We start from the raw sequence: 14,172 nt of genomic DNA, 5'->3' as shown, positions 1-14,172 counted from the left end.
GCACCTCGCCGGCACCGATGGAAGTTCCAGAGCTGGTCACCACATCGAGGTCCGCTCGAGGTCCGCTCCGGGCACCCCGAGCGGTCGGGCACGAGCGCGGGATAGCACCCGGGGCTGGGCGAACGTGGGGAAAAGGAGCATGATGAGGACAACCATGAACGCCATCAAGGTCGAAACCACGATTGACGAAGCCGTGGCCCGCGCGATCCCCGCCCTACGTCCGCTCCTCGGGAAACACGTCGAGCTCATCGCGCTCGATGCTGCGTCCACACCCGCGCCGGAGCACAAGCTGACCGTCGACGAGCTCCTGGCCTCGCGCATCAAGCTGCCGCCGGGGGTCGGCCCGCTTTCCCTGGAGGATATGGAGCGCGCCATCGCTGAGGGAGCGCTCGGGCGATGAAGTCGTTTGACACGAACGTCGTCGTTCGCCTCCTCGTCGAGGACGACCCGGCACAGTGCGAGCGGGCCGGGAGCGCCTTCCGGCAAGCTGTTGCGGAGGGGGGCGTGTTCCTCTCGGCGACGGTCCTGGTCGAGGTTGCCTGGGTCCTTCGGGTCGCCTGCAAGCAAGATCGCGCGACCATCGCGGCAGCGCTTCGCAAGCTCGTTCATGCCGCAGGGGTGACGGTCGAACACGATGCGATCGTCCGTCGAGCGATCGCCGACTTCGAGGGGGGGCCAGCCGATTTCTCTGACTACTTCATCCGTGAGTCGTCCCGCGAAGCGAGCGCTCTCCCGGTGCTGACGTTCGATGAGCGTTTCGCACGCGGTACCGATGTGGAGCTGGTGCCGGATAAGTGATTCGCCGGCGCCACGGTTTGAAGCATGAACCCCGTCATCTCTCAGGCTCCTCTGAGCGGAGAGCCTCGCTCGGCCGCCGCGCGCTATCGTCACGGGCGAGCTGCGCCAGGCCGGGTCGGCGGCCCTCCCTGGAGCGCCGCCTCGACGGTCAGGGCGTGGTTCAGGAGGGCCGCCGCCATCATGCCGGCCGACGACGCGACGATGGCGGCCTGGAGCGGCGTCGCCGCGTCGCCCGCGACGTGGACGCCAGGCATCGAGCTCTGCTTCTGGTCGTCGACGCGCACGAAGCCTTGCTCGTCGAGGGCGAGCCCGAGCCGCTCGACCAGGGGCGCGGGCCGCTGCCGCGGGTGCATGAAGAGCATGCGCCGCGCGAGCCGAGCGCCATCCTCGAGCTCCACCGCTTCGAGCTGCGTCTCGCCGAGGAGGCGCCGGATGCGGCGCGGCTCGACGCGGACCCCGGCCTGCGAGAGGCGACTGATGACGTCGGGCGGCAGGTCCGCGCCCTCGGAGAAGACGACGAGATCGTCGGTCCAGCCCGTGAGCAGCAGGGCCCACTCGGCGAGCTTGGCGGAAGGCGCGAGGACCCCCCACGGGAGCCCGCGGACCTCCCAGCCGTGGCAATAGGGGCACTGGGCGATGCTGTGTCCCCACAGGCCGCGGGCGCCAGGGATGTCGGGCACCTCGTCGACGACGCCGACGGTGAGGAGCACCCGCCGGGTGAGGTGCTCGGCGCCGTCGTCGGTCCGGACGCGCAGGAGCTCTCCTTCCCGTGCTACGTCGACCACGGCCGCGTCGCGCAGCGACACGGAGGGATAGGCGTCGAGCTGCTCGCGGGCGATGCGCCGGAACTCGCGCGGAGGCGTCCCGTCGCGCGTCACGAAGTTATGGACCTGGTCGGCGGCCGCGTTGCGCGGGGCGCCGCTGTCGCAGAGCAGGACTTGCTTGCGGCCCCGTCCGAGGGTGAGCGCCGCGCTGAGCCCCGCGGGGCCACCTCCCACGATCACGACATCCTGGTTCATTCGGTCATTGCTCCGCTCTGGCCATCGCTCCCGCTCACCCGCCGTCGGCCTCCGCTGCCCCATGCAGCCGGTGGCCAGCTGCGCTCCCACGGAGAGAGCGCTCCAGGCCAGAAGGCCTCGGCGAGTGCGGGAGACCGCCGCTACACGCGTCCTCGACACCCCTTCAGGATGGCGACGGGCGAGACGGCGGGGAATGGCGGGGATTTCGATCGGTCTGGCGAGGCTTTCGCCTGGCCACGGACAGCCAGACGTCTGGCCACGGACAGCCAGACGTCTGGCCACGGACAGCCAGACGCCTGGCCACGGACAGCCAGACGTCTGGCCACCGACCGCCGTCACGTCCCGCAGAACGTGTACTGCACGCGCTCTTCCGGCTGCGGGGGCTCGCTCAGGTGAGCGAACTCCGGCTGATCGTCATACGGCCGCGAGAGCACCTGCACGAGCGCCTCGAACGGCCCGAAGTCGTCGCGGAGAACGGCAGCCTGGATGAGCTCTTCAATCCGGTGATTGCGCGGGATGAACGCCGGATTCACGCCCCGCATCGCGCTCGCGCGCGCCTCGGGCGCGACGTCCTCCCGGGCCAGCCGCCGGCGCCACGCCTCGGCCCAGTCGCGGAAGGCGCCGGGCTCCTCGAACAGCGACGCCACCTGCGCGTCCGCCGCGGGGTCGGCCGCGGAGGCGCAGAGCCCGCGAAAGAAGACCGTGTAATCGACGCGGTTCGACCCGAGGCGATCCAGCAGATCGGCGGCGAGGGCGAGGTCCTCGTCCTCCTCGCGCACGAGCCCCAGCTTGGCGCGGAGGACGCGCTCGTGCGCCTCCACGAAAAGGCCGGTGAAGCTCTGCACGCGCTCGGTCGCCACGCGGACAGCCTCCTTCTCGTCGCCGGCCAGGAGCGGCAAGAGCGCCTCGGCGAGCCGCGCCATGTTCCATTGCGCGATGCCCGGCTGGTTCCCGAACGCATAGCGGCCGCCCCGATCGATCGAGCTGAACTTCTTCTCGGGATCGTACTCGTCGAGGAACGCGCAAGGCCCATAGTCGATGGTCTCGCCGGAGATCGACGTGTTGTCGGTGTTCATCACGCCATGCACGAAGCCGACGCCGAGCCAGCGCGCGACGAGGGCCGCCTGCGCCGCGATGACGCGATCGAGCAGCGCCAGCGCGTCGTTCCCGCTCCCCACCGCCTCGGGGTAGTGCCGCGCGAGCGCGTACGAGGCGAGCGTGGCCAGCGCCTCGCGATCGCCCCGCGCGGCGAAGAACTGGAACGTGCCCACGCGGATGTGGCTCGCGGCCACGCGCGTGAGCACCGCGCCCGGGAGCACCTCCTCGCGATAGACCGGCTCGCCCGTCGTCACGGCGGCGAGCGCGCGCGTCGTCGGCACGCCGAGCGCCGCCATCGCCTCGCTCACGACGTACTCGCGCAGCACCGGCCCGAGCGCGGCGCGCCCGTCGCCGCCGCGGGAGAAGGGCGTCCGCCCCGCGCCCTTGAGCTGGATGTCGCGCCGCTTGCCGTCCTTGCCGACGACCTCGCCGAGCAGGATGGCCCGGCCGTCCCCGAGCTGGCTCACGAAGCTGCCGAACTGGTGCCCCGCATACGCGAGCGCGATCGACTCCGCGCCCTCGGGCAGCGTGTTGCCCGCGAGCACCTGCGCCCCGTCCGCCGAGGCGAGCCGATCCGCGTCGAGCCCGAGCAGCTCCGCGAGCGCGCGGTTGACCTTCACGACGCGCGGCTCGCGGACCCTGGCGGGGGAGACGCGCGCGTGGAAGCGGTCCGGGAGCCGGGCATAGGTGTTGTCGAAAGCGAAATTCATCCGTGAACCTCGTGGCGCGGGGGATCCAGCAGCATCGTGCGAGCGGACGTTTTACATCAACATCGCTCCGCGCGCCCGCGCCGCCCGGCAATCGAGAGATCCATCGAACGAGCGCAGCTGCCTCCCGCCCCGGTCACTCGTACCACGTCGGCACGATCGAGCGGACCTCGGGCAGCGCGGCGATGCGGCAGACCTTGTCCCACGCCGCTTCCTCGAGCGCGCCATGGCGCTCGGTACACTCGGCGTCTCCGGTGGGGAAGAGGTAGAGCGTCTCCGCCGGCACATCGCAGCTGGCGCGCCCCCTGCCCGAGCTCGCCTCGACCGTCGGCGCGATGTCGCGCACGCGGGCGAGGAGCGCGTCGTCGCCCGCCGGCAGGCAGAACTCCACGGATCCATCGTTCACGCACCCCGTTTCCCTGGTGAAGGCGAGCTTCTCGCCCGGGCACGACGCCGCGGACGGCAGCGGCCCCTCGACAGAGCCCTCGCCGGGCGTGGACGGCGGCGCGGACGTGCAGCTCGACAGGCACGCTGCCAGTAAACAAGAGATGGAGAATTGTCGCATGGAGCTCCCTCGGGGGCTCCAGCATGCCACGCGCGCGCGGCGCCGGCAGGTGAGTTCGCTGCCTGCCGTGCTCGCTGCCCGCCGGGACAGCGCGTCGCGCCGAGCGCCTGGCCTGGAGCGCGCCGGGCCCACCGCCTCGGCTCGCTCGCAGGACGCGCCCGGCACGCCGCGCGCGGCGAGGCTCGTGAAGGCCCGCCGGCGCGGCGGTCGTCGCCGAGGGCCGGGTGTGTCTGGTAGAGTGCGCGCAGAGGTGCCTGTGCTCAAGCTGCCGAAAGATCTCGTCGCCGATCCGCGCCATGACGCGGTGTCCGACCTCCTCACGAAACACGCAGGTCTGCTGTGGGAGAGCGGTCGGAACCAGGTGGCGACTCTCCCGATGACCGACGCGCTGGCCGCGGAGCTCCGCGGCGCGCTCGCGGCCGAGCACGCCTGTCACGGCCTCGAGCTCATCGCCGAGAGGCTCGCCGGCGAGCAGAAGGGGCTGGACGCCGCGGCCAGGAGGGCCCCGGAGAGCCCGCAGAACGCCCGCGCGTCTCGCATCCTCTTTCTGGCCAACGACGGCAGCACCCGCTTCTATCGCGACTGCGACGCGCTCCTCTCCCGCTACCCGCAGCGCCTCCTCGCCTGCCGGCTCGACATCGCCGGCGAGGCGCTGGGCGAGAAGCTCACGGGGAGCGCGAGGATGATCCGGAGCGTGCTTGTCCTCGACAAGAAGGTCGCCGCCAGGGCGCTGCTCGCCCTGCTCCCGCCGGACTGAAGGGGGCCCCTCCGATCACTCCCGCTGCGCCTGCCCGCGGCCGGTCTTCGCCTGCAGCTCGTCGATGCGCTTCGACGCCTCCGCCTTGGTGAGGCCCGGGTCGAACTCCACGCCTGCCTCCTGAGAGAGCGTCTGGAGATACGAGGCCTGCGCGCCGGTCATCGGCTCGTCGCCCGTCTTCCAGTGCTCCGGGTCCTTGCGCGTGTTCTCCACGCCGGCAGCGCCCTTCGCGCCCCCGGAGACGCCCGTGGCGCCCCGCAGCTCGTCGATCTTCTCGGACGCCTCCGCCTTGGTCAGGTCGTCGGGAACCTCTTCGCCCTGCTGCTCCGCGAGCGTGTGCAGGTACGAGGCCTGCGCGCCGGTCATCGGCTCGTCGCCCGTCTTCCAGTCCCGCGGGTCCTTCTGGGCGTTCGACGGCCGCTGCTCGTCCGGCCGACCCGCGGCGCTGGGGCCGGCCGCCTGCTGGTCTTGCTTCGCGCTCATATCCAGCTTCCTAATCCCAGGAGACCGCGTGGCAAGCCCGCGACGACCGACCACGCCGCGCGCGGGGCTCGAGGCGCGCTCCACAGGCGCCGCGAGCGGCTCGAGCCCAGGGAGCCCGCGTGAGCGCACCTTGTGGGAGGGAGGGACGCCGGCGACGCGATGATGTCAGAGCGCGGGCGCCGGGGCCGGGTGAAGATGCGCGCCATGGAGATGCACCAGGTCCGCTACTTCCTGGCGGTCACCGAGACGCGCAGCTTCACCCGCGCGGCGGAGCGCTGCGCGATCTCGCAGCCGGCGCTCACCGCGGCGATCAAGAAGCTGGAGGAGGAGCTCGGCGGCGCGCTCCTCCTCCGCGAGCGCGGCGGCGCGAAGCTGACGGCGCTCGGGCAGCACGTGCTGCCTCGCTTCCAGCGGCTCCACGACGAGACGCAGGCGGTGCAGGTGATCGCGGACAACCACCGGCGCCTCAAGCAGGTCCCGCTCCGCGTCGGCGTCCTGTGCACCATCGGGCCGGCGCGGCTCGCGCGGGCGCTCGCGGCGTTCCGCGTCGCGGCGCCGGGGGTGGAGCTGGAGATCTCGGTGGCCGTGCAGGCCGAGCTCCTGCGGCGCCTGGAGGAGGCCGAGGTCGACGTCGTCATCACGAGCCTCGGCGGCGCCGTCCCTGCGTCGTTTGTCGTCACCCCGATCTACGACGAGCGGTACGTCGTCGTCCTCCCGCCAGGCCATCGCCTCGAGGCGCGCGAGGCGCTCCGGCTCGAGGATCTGCGAGGAGAGCCGTACCTCGACCGGCTCGCCTGCGAGATGCGCGAGTCGGTGACGGCCGCGTGCGCGGCGCGCGATGTAGCGCTGTACGCGGCGTACCGGACCGAACGCGAGGACTGGGTCCAGAGCCTCGTCCACGCGGGCCTCGGCTTCGCCTTCATGCCGGAGCACTCGGTGCTGCTCTCCGACGCCCCCCGGCGGCCGCTCGTCGACCCGGCGCTCCAGCGCACGATCGCGCTGGTCCGCTCGGGGGATCGCACGCCGACGTCGGCGCTCCAGCTGTTCTGGGACACGCTGCTCGCGCGCGCTGCCCGCCCTGATGGGCGGGCCGGCGACGCGCCGCCGCCAAGGCGCCGTCCCGGGGGCGGCGTCAGGGCTTCGCGGCGATGATGTCGACGCGCTCGATGACGGGCGCCGCCGCGAGCAGCTCGGGCGCCTTCGCCATCAGCGCGGCGGCGATGGGGCCCTCGAGGTGCGCCTTGCGGCCTTCCTCGCCGGCGAAGGTGTCGAAGACACCGAACGTCGACGGGCCGAGCCGCAGGGCGAACCAGTGGATTGTCCGCTGCTCCTCGACGGCGAGGGCGATGGCGCCGCGGAGGAAGGCCTCGACCTCGTCCTCCTTGCCGGGCTTCGCCTCGATCCGAACCAGGAGAGAGCGGGTCACGGCAGGGATGTGGGTGGTCGTCATGAGAGTCTCCTTTTCCGGCGGCGCAGGGCGCGCCGCGCTTCGTGAGGAGTGTTGTGACGGCGGCCGGGTCGCATCACCAATCGACGTTCTGGATGGATCCATCCGCGGCGTCGATGACCGGCCCGCAGCGCCCGCGCGGCGCGGCTGGCCTCAGTGACAGGCCCTCTTGAGCCCGGAGTACATGACGTCTTGCTGGCAGAGGAGATTGCAGCTGCCGACCGGGCCTGGCTCACCGCACGCGACGTCCAGCAGGTACACGTTGGAGGCGTCCCGACATGGCCCGCCGGCCTCGCAGCGGACAGCGGGGATCTGCGGCTCCTCCTCACCGCTGCAGTCGTAGTCGAAGCCGCCGCCCGGGCGGATGGGCTTGTCGTGGAACGTGTTGGGCTGGTCGGGGTGGACGTCCGCGTTGTCGTCGTTGCAGTCGGTGCCGTCCTCGCACTCGGTCGACAGGTAGCCGTCGCCGTCCACGTCGCAGTCGACGCCCCCGCCGCCGCCTGTGCCCGAGGCCGAGTCCGAGGTCGCCCCGCCGCTCCCGCCGCCGCCCGAGCTCGAGGTCGCCTCGCCGCTCCCGCCGCTCCCGCCGCTCCCGCCGCCGCCCGAGGTCGCCGTGCCCCCGCCGCCCGCCGCGTCCGACGACGCGGTGGCGCTCGCGCCGCCACCTCCAGCGCTCGACGGATCGGTGAAGACCACGTCCGGGAAGCTGCACGCCGCGCTCAGCGCGGCAGTCGCAGCGGGCACGGCGACAAGCGCGAGACACCGATGGCGCAAGGGCATCCTCGCATTGGATGGCATCGCTCCCCCCCGCGTCAACCGTCCGCCGAGCTGTGGAGTCCGACAGTCAGGTCACGGCCCCCTCAGGTACCGTGGGGAAGTGTCGCAGGTGCTCTGCCCGCTCTGCCAGGCGCGCCCGAGGCCCCCCGGCGGCTGGTGCGGTGATCAGCGGCGAGCAGGACCGCCCGCTGTCTCCAGCGCTCGAGAGCGCCGCGCTGGGCTTGCGCGCTCGGCTCGCCGGCGGCGGGGCCCCCGGCAGCCGGTCAGACGCTGCCGCTCACCTTCGCGGTACGGGTGCTCCCGTCGAGCGACGATTCGATGACGTACGACGCTCCCTGGTAGGCGATGCTCCCGTCGTCACTCAGGTTTCCGCCGCGCAGCACGTTGGCGGCGCTCTCGTACAGGAGGAAGGAGGCACGGCCGGTGGGCAGCTCGCTGCGGAGCGTCCAGGTGCCCTCGTCGCCGGCCGACTCGATCACGAGGTGCTGCGGAGCGCCGGACGCGTTGACGAGCACGCCAAGCGTCGAGCCGCTCCGGTCGCGCGACGTGGCGCGGAAGCTGAGCAGGGCGGCGGTGGTGAGCAACAGGGCGGAGGCGACTGGCTTCTGGGATATGGACATGGCGGGACGAATGACTCCGTGAATGGCCTTTGCGTGCGGCCCGGGTGATGTGTCGTTCCGGGGCGGCCTGGCGGCCGCGCTCTCGTGGAGCACGGCGCTCAAGGACCGAGGCCGGAAATCGAGCTCTTCGGCTGCCAGACGAGCCCGTTGTACTTCCGGGGGCACCCCGAGCGGTCCAGCCGCTGAAACGTCTCGCCCGTCCTGAGGTGCCGCTGCCTGTCGCGATCGAACGGGCCGCGCTGGCCGCTCGCCGGCTCGTACGTGACATCGCTCCTCCCATGGACCTGGAACCGCCAGCAGAGCCGCTGCTCCACGCCGTCCACCACCCGAGACAAGCTCTCCTTCATGGTCTGTACCTCTCTGCGCCGGGCGCGCGCGCCGGCGGCGCGGGAGCAACGGGCGCGGCGTGACCGGCGCTCGAGCCCGGTAGCGCCTCAAAGGCGACGGTTGCCGCGCCTGACCGATACGCCAGGCGGCATCGCCAACAACTTCACTGTGTGTACGCAAATGTATAGCAGAAAAAGGGGCGGCGACACCACGTTTATCAGCGAAGAACGCGCGATTTCGCTGGTGCGGCGGTTTTCCTCGGTGTTGCTCCCCGGACTTCGCGAGAAATCTCGCGTTCGGGCAGGGGCGCTCAGCCCTCGACCCCGGCGGCCCCTGTGTCCAGGCGGGCGACCTGGCGCCGCTCGGGCATCTGCACGATGCCCATCCAGGCGAACACGCGGATGACCTGGTACGCCGGGTCGATCTCGAACCAGCGCACGGCGAAGTTCGGGCTCTGCGCGTACTTGTGGTGATTGTTCTGGAAGAGCTCGCCCAGCGTCACGAGATCGAGGGCCAGGGTGTTGCGCGAGTCGTCATCGCTGTTGAACGTGCGGTAACCGTAGCGGTGGCCGCACCAGTTCACGATGGCGCCGTGGAGCGGGCCCATCGTCCAGTGGAGCGGGACGAAGAGGAACTGCCACCACTGCGTGGCGAACGCGATGTAGAAGAGCGCGTAGCCCGTCCCCCAGGCGAGGCGGCTGAACCACGAGTTGCCGATGCGGTCGAGCGTGGGCCACTCGGGGTAGCCGCCGAGAAAGCGCGGCTCCACCTCGGCCGTGCCGTCGCAGATGGCGTCGTAGCGCTTCGCGGTCGACAGCATCATCGAGGCTGGTTCCGCGTAGTAACGCGGGGAGTGCGGGTCCTTCGGCGTGTCGCTGTACGCGTGGTGCATGCGGTGCAAGATCGCGTACGCCCGGGGCACAAGGTATGAGGAGCCCTGCGTGACGTAGGTGGTGAAATGGAAGATCCGTTCCCAGCGCTTCGACATCGTGAACATGCGATGCGAGGCGTACCGGTGCAGGAAGAAGGTCTGGAAAAAGACCGATAGTGTGGAGTGGGCGATCAGGATGACGACGAATTCCATGACCCTTTCATACTTCGATCGTGTTCGGGAACACGGTCAGCGCACGGTCACGATTCGAGAGCGTGGATCCTCGCTTTGGGCGTGAGTACGTCCCATGTCGCTCGATTCCGTTGGAGACGAGCCGATCATCGGCCTGAAACAGGAGGCTCGTGAAAACCAAAAGAGGCCTTCTCGCGGCGCTGCGTCGCTCCTGCCCGCCATCGCGGTCGCGTGGGCTGGTTCGAGGCGTGGATGGGCGGTGTCCGGCAGGCCGGACGCCGCGGCCCTGGCCGCTCCCGGCGCGCCGGAAGCCGGATCGCTCGCCGGCGTGGCGTCCGCGCGGGGATCTGGGTATGGAGGCGCATGCCGCGCATCCTCTCTCCGGGGCGGAACTTCTGGTGCGAGCGACCGGTGCGAAACGCCGGGCTGCTCATCGACGGCTCCGATTACTACCGGACCTTCTACGACGCCGCGCGACGGGCGCGCCGCTACATCCTGCTCTCGGGCTGGCAGTTCGACAGCGACGCCTGCCTGCTCCGCGGGGAGGACGCGGAGGGCGCGCCCGAGCCGGTGACGCTGCTCAAGTTCCTGGACAGCCTGTGCGAGCGCACGCCCGAGCTTCAGATTTACATCCTCGCCTGGGACTTCCACGTGGTCTTCGCGATCGAGCGCGAGTGGCTCCAGAAGATCGTCTTCGAGTGGACGACGAGCGAGCGGCTGCGCTTCCGCTTCGACAGCAACCATGTCGACAAGGGCTGTCATCACCAGAAGTTCGCCGTCATCGACGGCGAGCTCTCGTTCCTCGGGGGGCTCGACCTCTGCAACGACCGCTGGGACACGCGGCGGCACCTGGAGAAGAACCCGCTCCGCCTCAGCCGCGGCGAGCCGCACAAGCCGTTCCACGACGTCCAGGCCTACCTCCACGGCCGAGAGGTCAGCGAGAGCCTGGCGGAGCTCTTCACGGCGCGCTGGAGCGCCGCCTGCGGTGAGCCGATCGAGCTCCCCGCGGCCGAGGGGTCGACGTTCGGCGACGACTACGCGCCGGAGAGCGCGGCGCCGCTCGCGTCGGGGCGCGTCGCGCTGAGCCGGACCGACCCGCGCGGCGCGCCCACCGCGACGGAGGGCTGCCGCGAGATCTGCGACCTCTACATCGACGCGATCGCCGGCGCGGAGCGATCGATCTACATCGAGACGCAGTACTTCAGCTCGCGCGAGGTGAGCGAGGCGCTGATGAAGCGCCTGCGCCGGGGCGGCGGGGCGCCGCTCCAGGTCGTCATCGTGCTCAACATGCGCGCGGAGACGCTGAAGGAAGAGGTCGCGGTCGGGCTCGCGCAGGCGAAAGTCATCGACGACCTCCGCAAGGCGGCGGAGGGGACCGGCAACGCGCTCGGCATCTATTACACGGTGCCGGCGCACGAGGGCGAGGGCGACCCCCCGCGCGCCACCTATATCCACTCCAAGGTGATGATCGTCGACGATCGCTTGTTGACCGTGGGCTCGGCCAACCTCACGAACCGGAGCTGCGCTGTCGACACCGAGCTCAATGCGTCCTTCGAGACGGACGACCCTGGCGACGCGCTCGGCCGCTCGATCTGCGCGGCGCGGCTGGGCCTGATGGCCGAGCACCTCGGGGTCGACGATCTCTCCTGCGGCGCGGACCTCGTGGCGGAGCTCGACGACCGCGCGACCCGGCGCGACGGCCGGCTGCGGATCCACCCGTCGCCGGACGAGACGCAGCGGGCGGCGCTCGCGGTGGTCGACCCGCAGGCGCTGCCGTTCGACCCGGATGCGATCGAGGACGAGGAGGATGATCGCACGAACTTCGCCCACGGGCTCGGCGCCCTGTGGCGGCGGCTCGTGAGCCACCGCGACGACAGGAAGTAGGCTGCGGCGGGGAACGACCTGATCTCCACGTGACGCGCCGCGGACCGCAGGGCGATTGCGACGCCGTCGACGCCAGGTGGCGTGTGTTATCGGGCGGCGGAGCCGCTCGCGTATCCAGTCGGGGCCATCCGCTGTTTCGGGGCGGTCGCGCGTGCCTCTTTCACGCGGCGCAGGCAGGCTTCCAGGTCGGTTCGGGCTGTTGCCTCATCCGCGCCAACGAGCGCCATCCTCCGCTCGATTGGCATGCAATAGGCGGTCGCGGTCCACAGCCTCGGGTCATCGCCGCCCTGGAGCGGCTCGAGGTCGTTCCACACGCTCACCACCGCTTTACCTGACGCGGTTTCGACGGACGCGGTGGCGATGCGCTTGCCATCGGGGCTGAACGCCCCGGCGGTGACCCCGGAATCGGCGTCGGTCAGGACCAGTGGCTCGCCCGAGCCGTCGGCGTTCCATACCCGCACTGTTTCGTTTGACGCGGTGAAGATGCGTTTGCCGTCAAAGCTGAACGCGATGTGTTTGTAACTTCCAAAGACGCCGCGGTCATCGTCGGAAGAGACCGCCACGTCGGTGATCCGTGAATCGGAGCCGTTCAGGACCAGGGGCTCGCCGGTGCCGTCGGCATTCCATACCCGCACCCGGTTGTCATCGGACACGGTGGCGATGCGTTTGCCATCGGGACTGAATGCCACGGCGTTGCCTGGGGGACTGTTGCCGGGGAGGACCAGGGGGTCGCCCGTGCCATCGGCATTCCATACCCGCACCGCCCTGTCACCGGAAAAATCGGATACGGTGGCGATCCGCTTGCCGTCGCGGCTGAACGCATACCTGCGACCCCGAAGCCTCAAGGGCTCGCCCGTACCGTCCGCGTTTCTCACCTCCACAATACCGTCGAGCTTGAGCAGGAACGTGGTGACGATGCGCTCGCCGTCAGGGCTGAACGCTACCGAAGAGTTCAGATCCTCCTCGTAACCCCGGAGGACCAGGGGCTCGTCCTTGCCGTCGGCATTCCAAAACCGCGCGGTATTGTCGAACGATGCGGTGACGATGCGCTTGCCGTCAGGGCTGAACGCCGCCGACGTGACCGAGTCCTCGTGCCGTAGGACCAGGGGTTCGCCTTTGCCATCGGCATTCCACACCCGCACGGTCTTGTCGAACGATACGGTGACGATGCGCTTGCCGTCAGGGCTGAACGCCGCCGACGTGACCGAATCCTCGTGCCCCCGAAGGACCAGGGGCTCGCCGTTTCCGTCGGCATTCCACACCCGTGCGGTCTTGTCGAACGATGTGGTGACGATGCGCTTGCCGTCAGGGCTGAAAGCCACCGATCGGACCGAATCCTCGAACCCTCGAAGGACCAGGGGCTCGCTCCTGTCCTCCGCGTTCCACACCCGTGCGGTATTGTCGAACGATGCGGTGACGATGCGCTTGCCGTCAGGGCTGAACGCCGCCGACATGACCGGATTCTCGTGCCCCCGAAGGACCAGGGGCTCGCCCTTGCCGTCGGCATTCCACACCCGTGCGGTCTTGTCGTCTGATGCGGTGACGATGCGCTTGCTGTCAGGGCTGAACGCCGCCGACGTGACCGGATTCTCGTGCCCCCGAAGGACCAGGGGCTCGCCCTTGCCGTCGGCATTCCACACCCGTGCGGTCTTGTCGTCTGATGCGGTGACGATGCGCTTGCCGTCAGGGCTGAACGCCGCCGACGTGACCGAATCCTCGTGCCCCCGAAGGACCAGGGGCTCGCCCTTGCCATCGGCATTCCACACCCGCGCGGTCTTGTCCAACGATGCGGTGATGATGCGCTTGCCGTCAGGGCTGAACGCCGCCGACAGGAACAAACTATCCTGCCCCCGAAGGACCAGGGACTCGCCCTTGCCGTCGACATTCCACACCCGTGCGGTATTGTCGAACGATGCGGTGATGATGCGCTTGCCGTCAGGGCTGAACGCCGCCGACACGACAGCCTCCTTGTGACCCCGAAGGACCAGGGGCTCGCCCTTGCCGTCGGCATTCCACACCCGCGCGGTCTTGTCGAACGATGCGGTGATGATGCGCTTGCCGTCAGGGCTGAACGCCGCCGAAATGATCCGATCCTCGTGCCCCCGGAGGACAAGGGCCTCGTCGTTGCCCTCCGAGTTCCACACGCGCACGGCCCCGTCGTCACAAACGGTAATGATGCGCGTGCCGTCAGGGCTATAGCTGGCATCCCAAACGGATCCCGGATGGCTGAACACCTCGCGAGCGACCCCGCCGTAGAGCGCCGAACGGGTGAGGCTGGCCCACCCTCGCGGCATGTCGGGCGGCTCGATCTCTCGCAGGAGCGCAAGCGCACTGGTCGGATCCGCCTGCAACTCGCGCGCCGCGGCCATACGGGTGGCGTTGCGCGCTCGCCGGGCACCGGCTATCGCACTGGCCGCCTCCAGGTCCGCACGCCTCGCCTGTTGCGCGGCGTGCGTGGCCTCCAGGTCGGCGCGCTTGGCCTGCCGGCCGGCAAGAATCGCCAGGTACGACACCATGTTAGTAGCCACCCCGATCCGCAGATTTCTGCCCCTCACCTCGTGACGCCTGGGGGCGAGCGCGGGCGGCCGGGAAGTTCGTCAGCGCGAGGCGCGGCGGTAGAGATCGCG

At 70.3% G+C, this 14,172-nt stretch carries 15 protein-coding genes and 1 pseudogene; 5 read left to right on the top strand and 11 right to left on the bottom strand.

The window, feature by feature from the left end:
* The first annotated feature begins 154 nt into the window (after positions 1-154).
* Positions 155-400: a hypothetical protein gene (locus tag WME85_RS28930; RefSeq protein WP_437825783.1), complete on the top strand. Its 246-nt coding sequence runs from the start codon at positions 155-157 to the stop codon at positions 398-400.
* Complete coding sequence (locus WME85_RS28925) at positions 397-798, top strand: PIN domain-containing protein (protein ID WP_437825781.1); 402 nt, start codon at positions 397-399, stop codon at positions 796-798. The genes WME85_RS28930 and WME85_RS28925 overlap by 4 nt, the downstream gene beginning before the upstream one ends.
* An 89-nt stretch (positions 799-887) precedes the next feature.
* On the opposite strand, the gene WME85_RS28920 is transcribed toward WME85_RS28925, so the two are convergent.
* The 3 genes from WME85_RS28920 to WME85_RS28910 form a co-directional block, all read right to left on the bottom strand.
* Entirely contained in the window at positions 888-1,817 is a 930-nt protein-coding gene (locus WME85_RS28920) for an NAD(P)/FAD-dependent oxidoreductase (protein WP_437825779.1), read from the bottom strand.
* A gap of 335 nt (positions 1,818-2,152) precedes the next feature.
* On the bottom strand, positions 2,153-3,625 hold the full coding sequence (locus WME85_RS28915; protein WP_437825777.1) for a protein adenylyltransferase SelO: 1,473 nt from the start codon (positions 3,623-3,625) through the stop codon (positions 2,153-2,155).
* Positions 3,626-3,758: 133 nt separating this feature from the next.
* The gene (locus tag WME85_RS28910) at positions 3,759-4,187 is read right to left on the bottom strand and encodes a hypothetical protein (protein WP_437825775.1); all 429 of its coding nucleotides are present in this window, start codon (positions 4,185-4,187) and stop codon (positions 3,759-3,761) included.
* Between the two features lie 250 nt (positions 4,188-4,437).
* Between WME85_RS28910 and WME85_RS28905 the strand changes: the two genes are divergently transcribed.
* Complete coding sequence (locus WME85_RS28905) at positions 4,438-4,944, top strand: hypothetical protein (RefSeq protein ID WP_437825773.1); 507 nt, start codon at positions 4,438-4,440, stop codon at positions 4,942-4,944.
* 15 nt (positions 4,945-4,959) lie between these two features.
* On the opposite strand, the gene WME85_RS28900 is transcribed toward WME85_RS28905, so the two are convergent.
* Together WME85_RS28900 and WME85_RS28895 are read right to left on the bottom strand one after the other, a co-directional pair.
* On the bottom strand, positions 4,960-5,157 hold the full coding sequence (locus WME85_RS28900) for a DUF3072 domain-containing protein (RefSeq protein ID WP_437312254.1): 198 nt from the start codon (positions 5,155-5,157) through the stop codon (positions 4,960-4,962).
* 30 nt (positions 5,158-5,187) lie between these two features.
* Positions 5,188-5,358: pseudogene (locus tag WME85_RS28895) on the bottom strand (DUF3072 domain-containing protein); the annotation flags it as partial.
* A gap of 273 nt (positions 5,359-5,631) precedes the next feature.
* Here WME85_RS28895 and WME85_RS28890 point away from each other — a divergent pair.
* A complete protein-coding gene (locus tag WME85_RS28890) occupies positions 5,632-6,579 on the top strand; it encodes a LysR family transcriptional regulator (RefSeq protein ID WP_437825772.1) in 948 nt (315 codons plus the stop codon).
* Here WME85_RS28890 and WME85_RS28885 read toward each other — a convergent pair.
* The 5 genes from WME85_RS28885 to WME85_RS28865 all read right to left on the bottom strand — a co-directional run bounded on the left by WME85_RS28885 (position 6,560) and on the right by WME85_RS28865 (position 9,682).
* Entirely contained in the window at positions 6,560-6,877 is a 318-nt protein-coding gene (locus tag WME85_RS28885; protein ID WP_437825770.1) for a putative quinol monooxygenase, read from the bottom strand. The genes WME85_RS28890 and WME85_RS28885 overlap by 20 nt on opposite strands.
* Before the next feature lie 150 nt (positions 6,878-7,027).
* Positions 7,028-7,618, bottom strand: coding sequence for a hypothetical protein (locus tag WME85_RS28880; protein WP_437825768.1), 591 nt, complete (start codon positions 7,616-7,618; stop codon positions 7,028-7,030).
* 296 nt (positions 7,619-7,914) lie between these two features.
* Positions 7,915-8,271 (bottom strand): hypothetical protein, encoded by a 357-nt coding sequence (locus WME85_RS28875; RefSeq protein ID WP_437825766.1) that lies wholly within the window; start codon positions 8,269-8,271, stop codon positions 7,915-7,917.
* A gap of 98 nt (positions 8,272-8,369) precedes the next feature.
* The gene (locus WME85_RS28870; RefSeq protein ID WP_437825764.1) at positions 8,370-8,618 is read right to left on the bottom strand and encodes a hypothetical protein; all 249 of its coding nucleotides are present in this window, start codon (positions 8,616-8,618) and stop codon (positions 8,370-8,372) included.
* 290 nt (positions 8,619-8,908) lie between these two features.
* Entirely contained in the window at positions 8,909-9,682 is a 774-nt protein-coding gene (locus WME85_RS28865) for an acyl-CoA desaturase (protein ID WP_437825763.1), read from the bottom strand.
* Positions 9,683-10,024: 342 nt separating this feature from the next.
* Here WME85_RS28865 and WME85_RS28860 point away from each other — a divergent pair, with 342 nt between their 5' ends.
* Positions 10,025-11,545, top strand: a complete 1,521-nt coding sequence (locus WME85_RS28860; protein ID WP_437825761.1) for a phospholipase D-like domain-containing protein — start codon at positions 10,025-10,027, stop codon at positions 11,543-11,545.
* A gap of 86 nt (positions 11,546-11,631) precedes the next feature.
* Here the strand turns inward: WME85_RS28860 and WME85_RS28855 are convergent, their stop codons facing one another.
* Entirely contained in the window at positions 11,632-14,058 is a 2,427-nt protein-coding gene (locus tag WME85_RS28855; protein WP_437842375.1) for a hypothetical protein, read from the bottom strand.
* Positions 14,059-14,172 lie beyond the last annotated feature (114 nt).

This window comes from Sorangium sp. So ce1153, from assembly GCF_051521595.1.
Lineage (GTDB): Bacteria > Myxococcota_A > Polyangia > Polyangiales > Polyangiaceae > Sorangium.
Note: the sequence above shows the minus strand (reverse complement) of the source record. Positions and strands in the feature narration are given on the sequence as shown.

Coding starts and splice junctions, on each gene's coding strand:
- WME85_RS28875 (WP_437825766.1), bottom strand. CDS start 8,271: ATGTCCATATCCCAGAAGCCAGTCGCCTCCGCCCTGTTGCTCACCACC.
- WME85_RS28890 (WP_437825772.1), top strand. CDS start 5,632: ATGGAGATGCACCAGGTCCGCTACTTCCTGGCGGTCACCGAGACGCGC.
- WME85_RS28870 (WP_437825764.1), bottom strand. CDS start 8,618: ATGAAGGAGAGCTTGTCTCGGGTGGTGGACGGCGTGGAGCAGCGGCTC.
- WME85_RS28920 (WP_437825779.1), bottom strand. CDS start 1,817: ATGAACCAGGATGTCGTGATCGTGGGAGGTGGCCCCGCGGGGCTCAGC.
- WME85_RS28885 (WP_437825770.1), bottom strand. CDS start 6,877: ATGACGACCACCCACATCCCTGCCGTGACCCGCTCTCTCCTGGTTCGG.
- WME85_RS28910 (WP_437825775.1), bottom strand. CDS start 4,187: ATGCGACAATTCTCCATCTCTTGTTTACTGGCAGCGTGCCTGTCGAGC.
- WME85_RS28865 (WP_437825763.1), bottom strand. CDS start 9,682: ATGGAATTCGTCGTCATCCTGATCGCCCACTCCACACTATCGGTCTTT.
- WME85_RS28915 (WP_437825777.1), bottom strand. CDS start 3,625: ATGAATTTCGCTTTCGACAACACCTATGCCCGGCTCCCGGACCGCTTC.
- WME85_RS28925 (WP_437825781.1), top strand. CDS start 397: ATGAAGTCGTTTGACACGAACGTCGTCGTTCGCCTCCTCGTCGAGGAC.
- WME85_RS28930 (WP_437825783.1), top strand. CDS start 155: ATGAACGCCATCAAGGTCGAAACCACGATTGACGAAGCCGTGGCCCGC.
- WME85_RS28860 (WP_437825761.1), top strand. CDS start 10,025: ATGCCGCGCATCCTCTCTCCGGGGCGGAACTTCTGGTGCGAGCGACCG.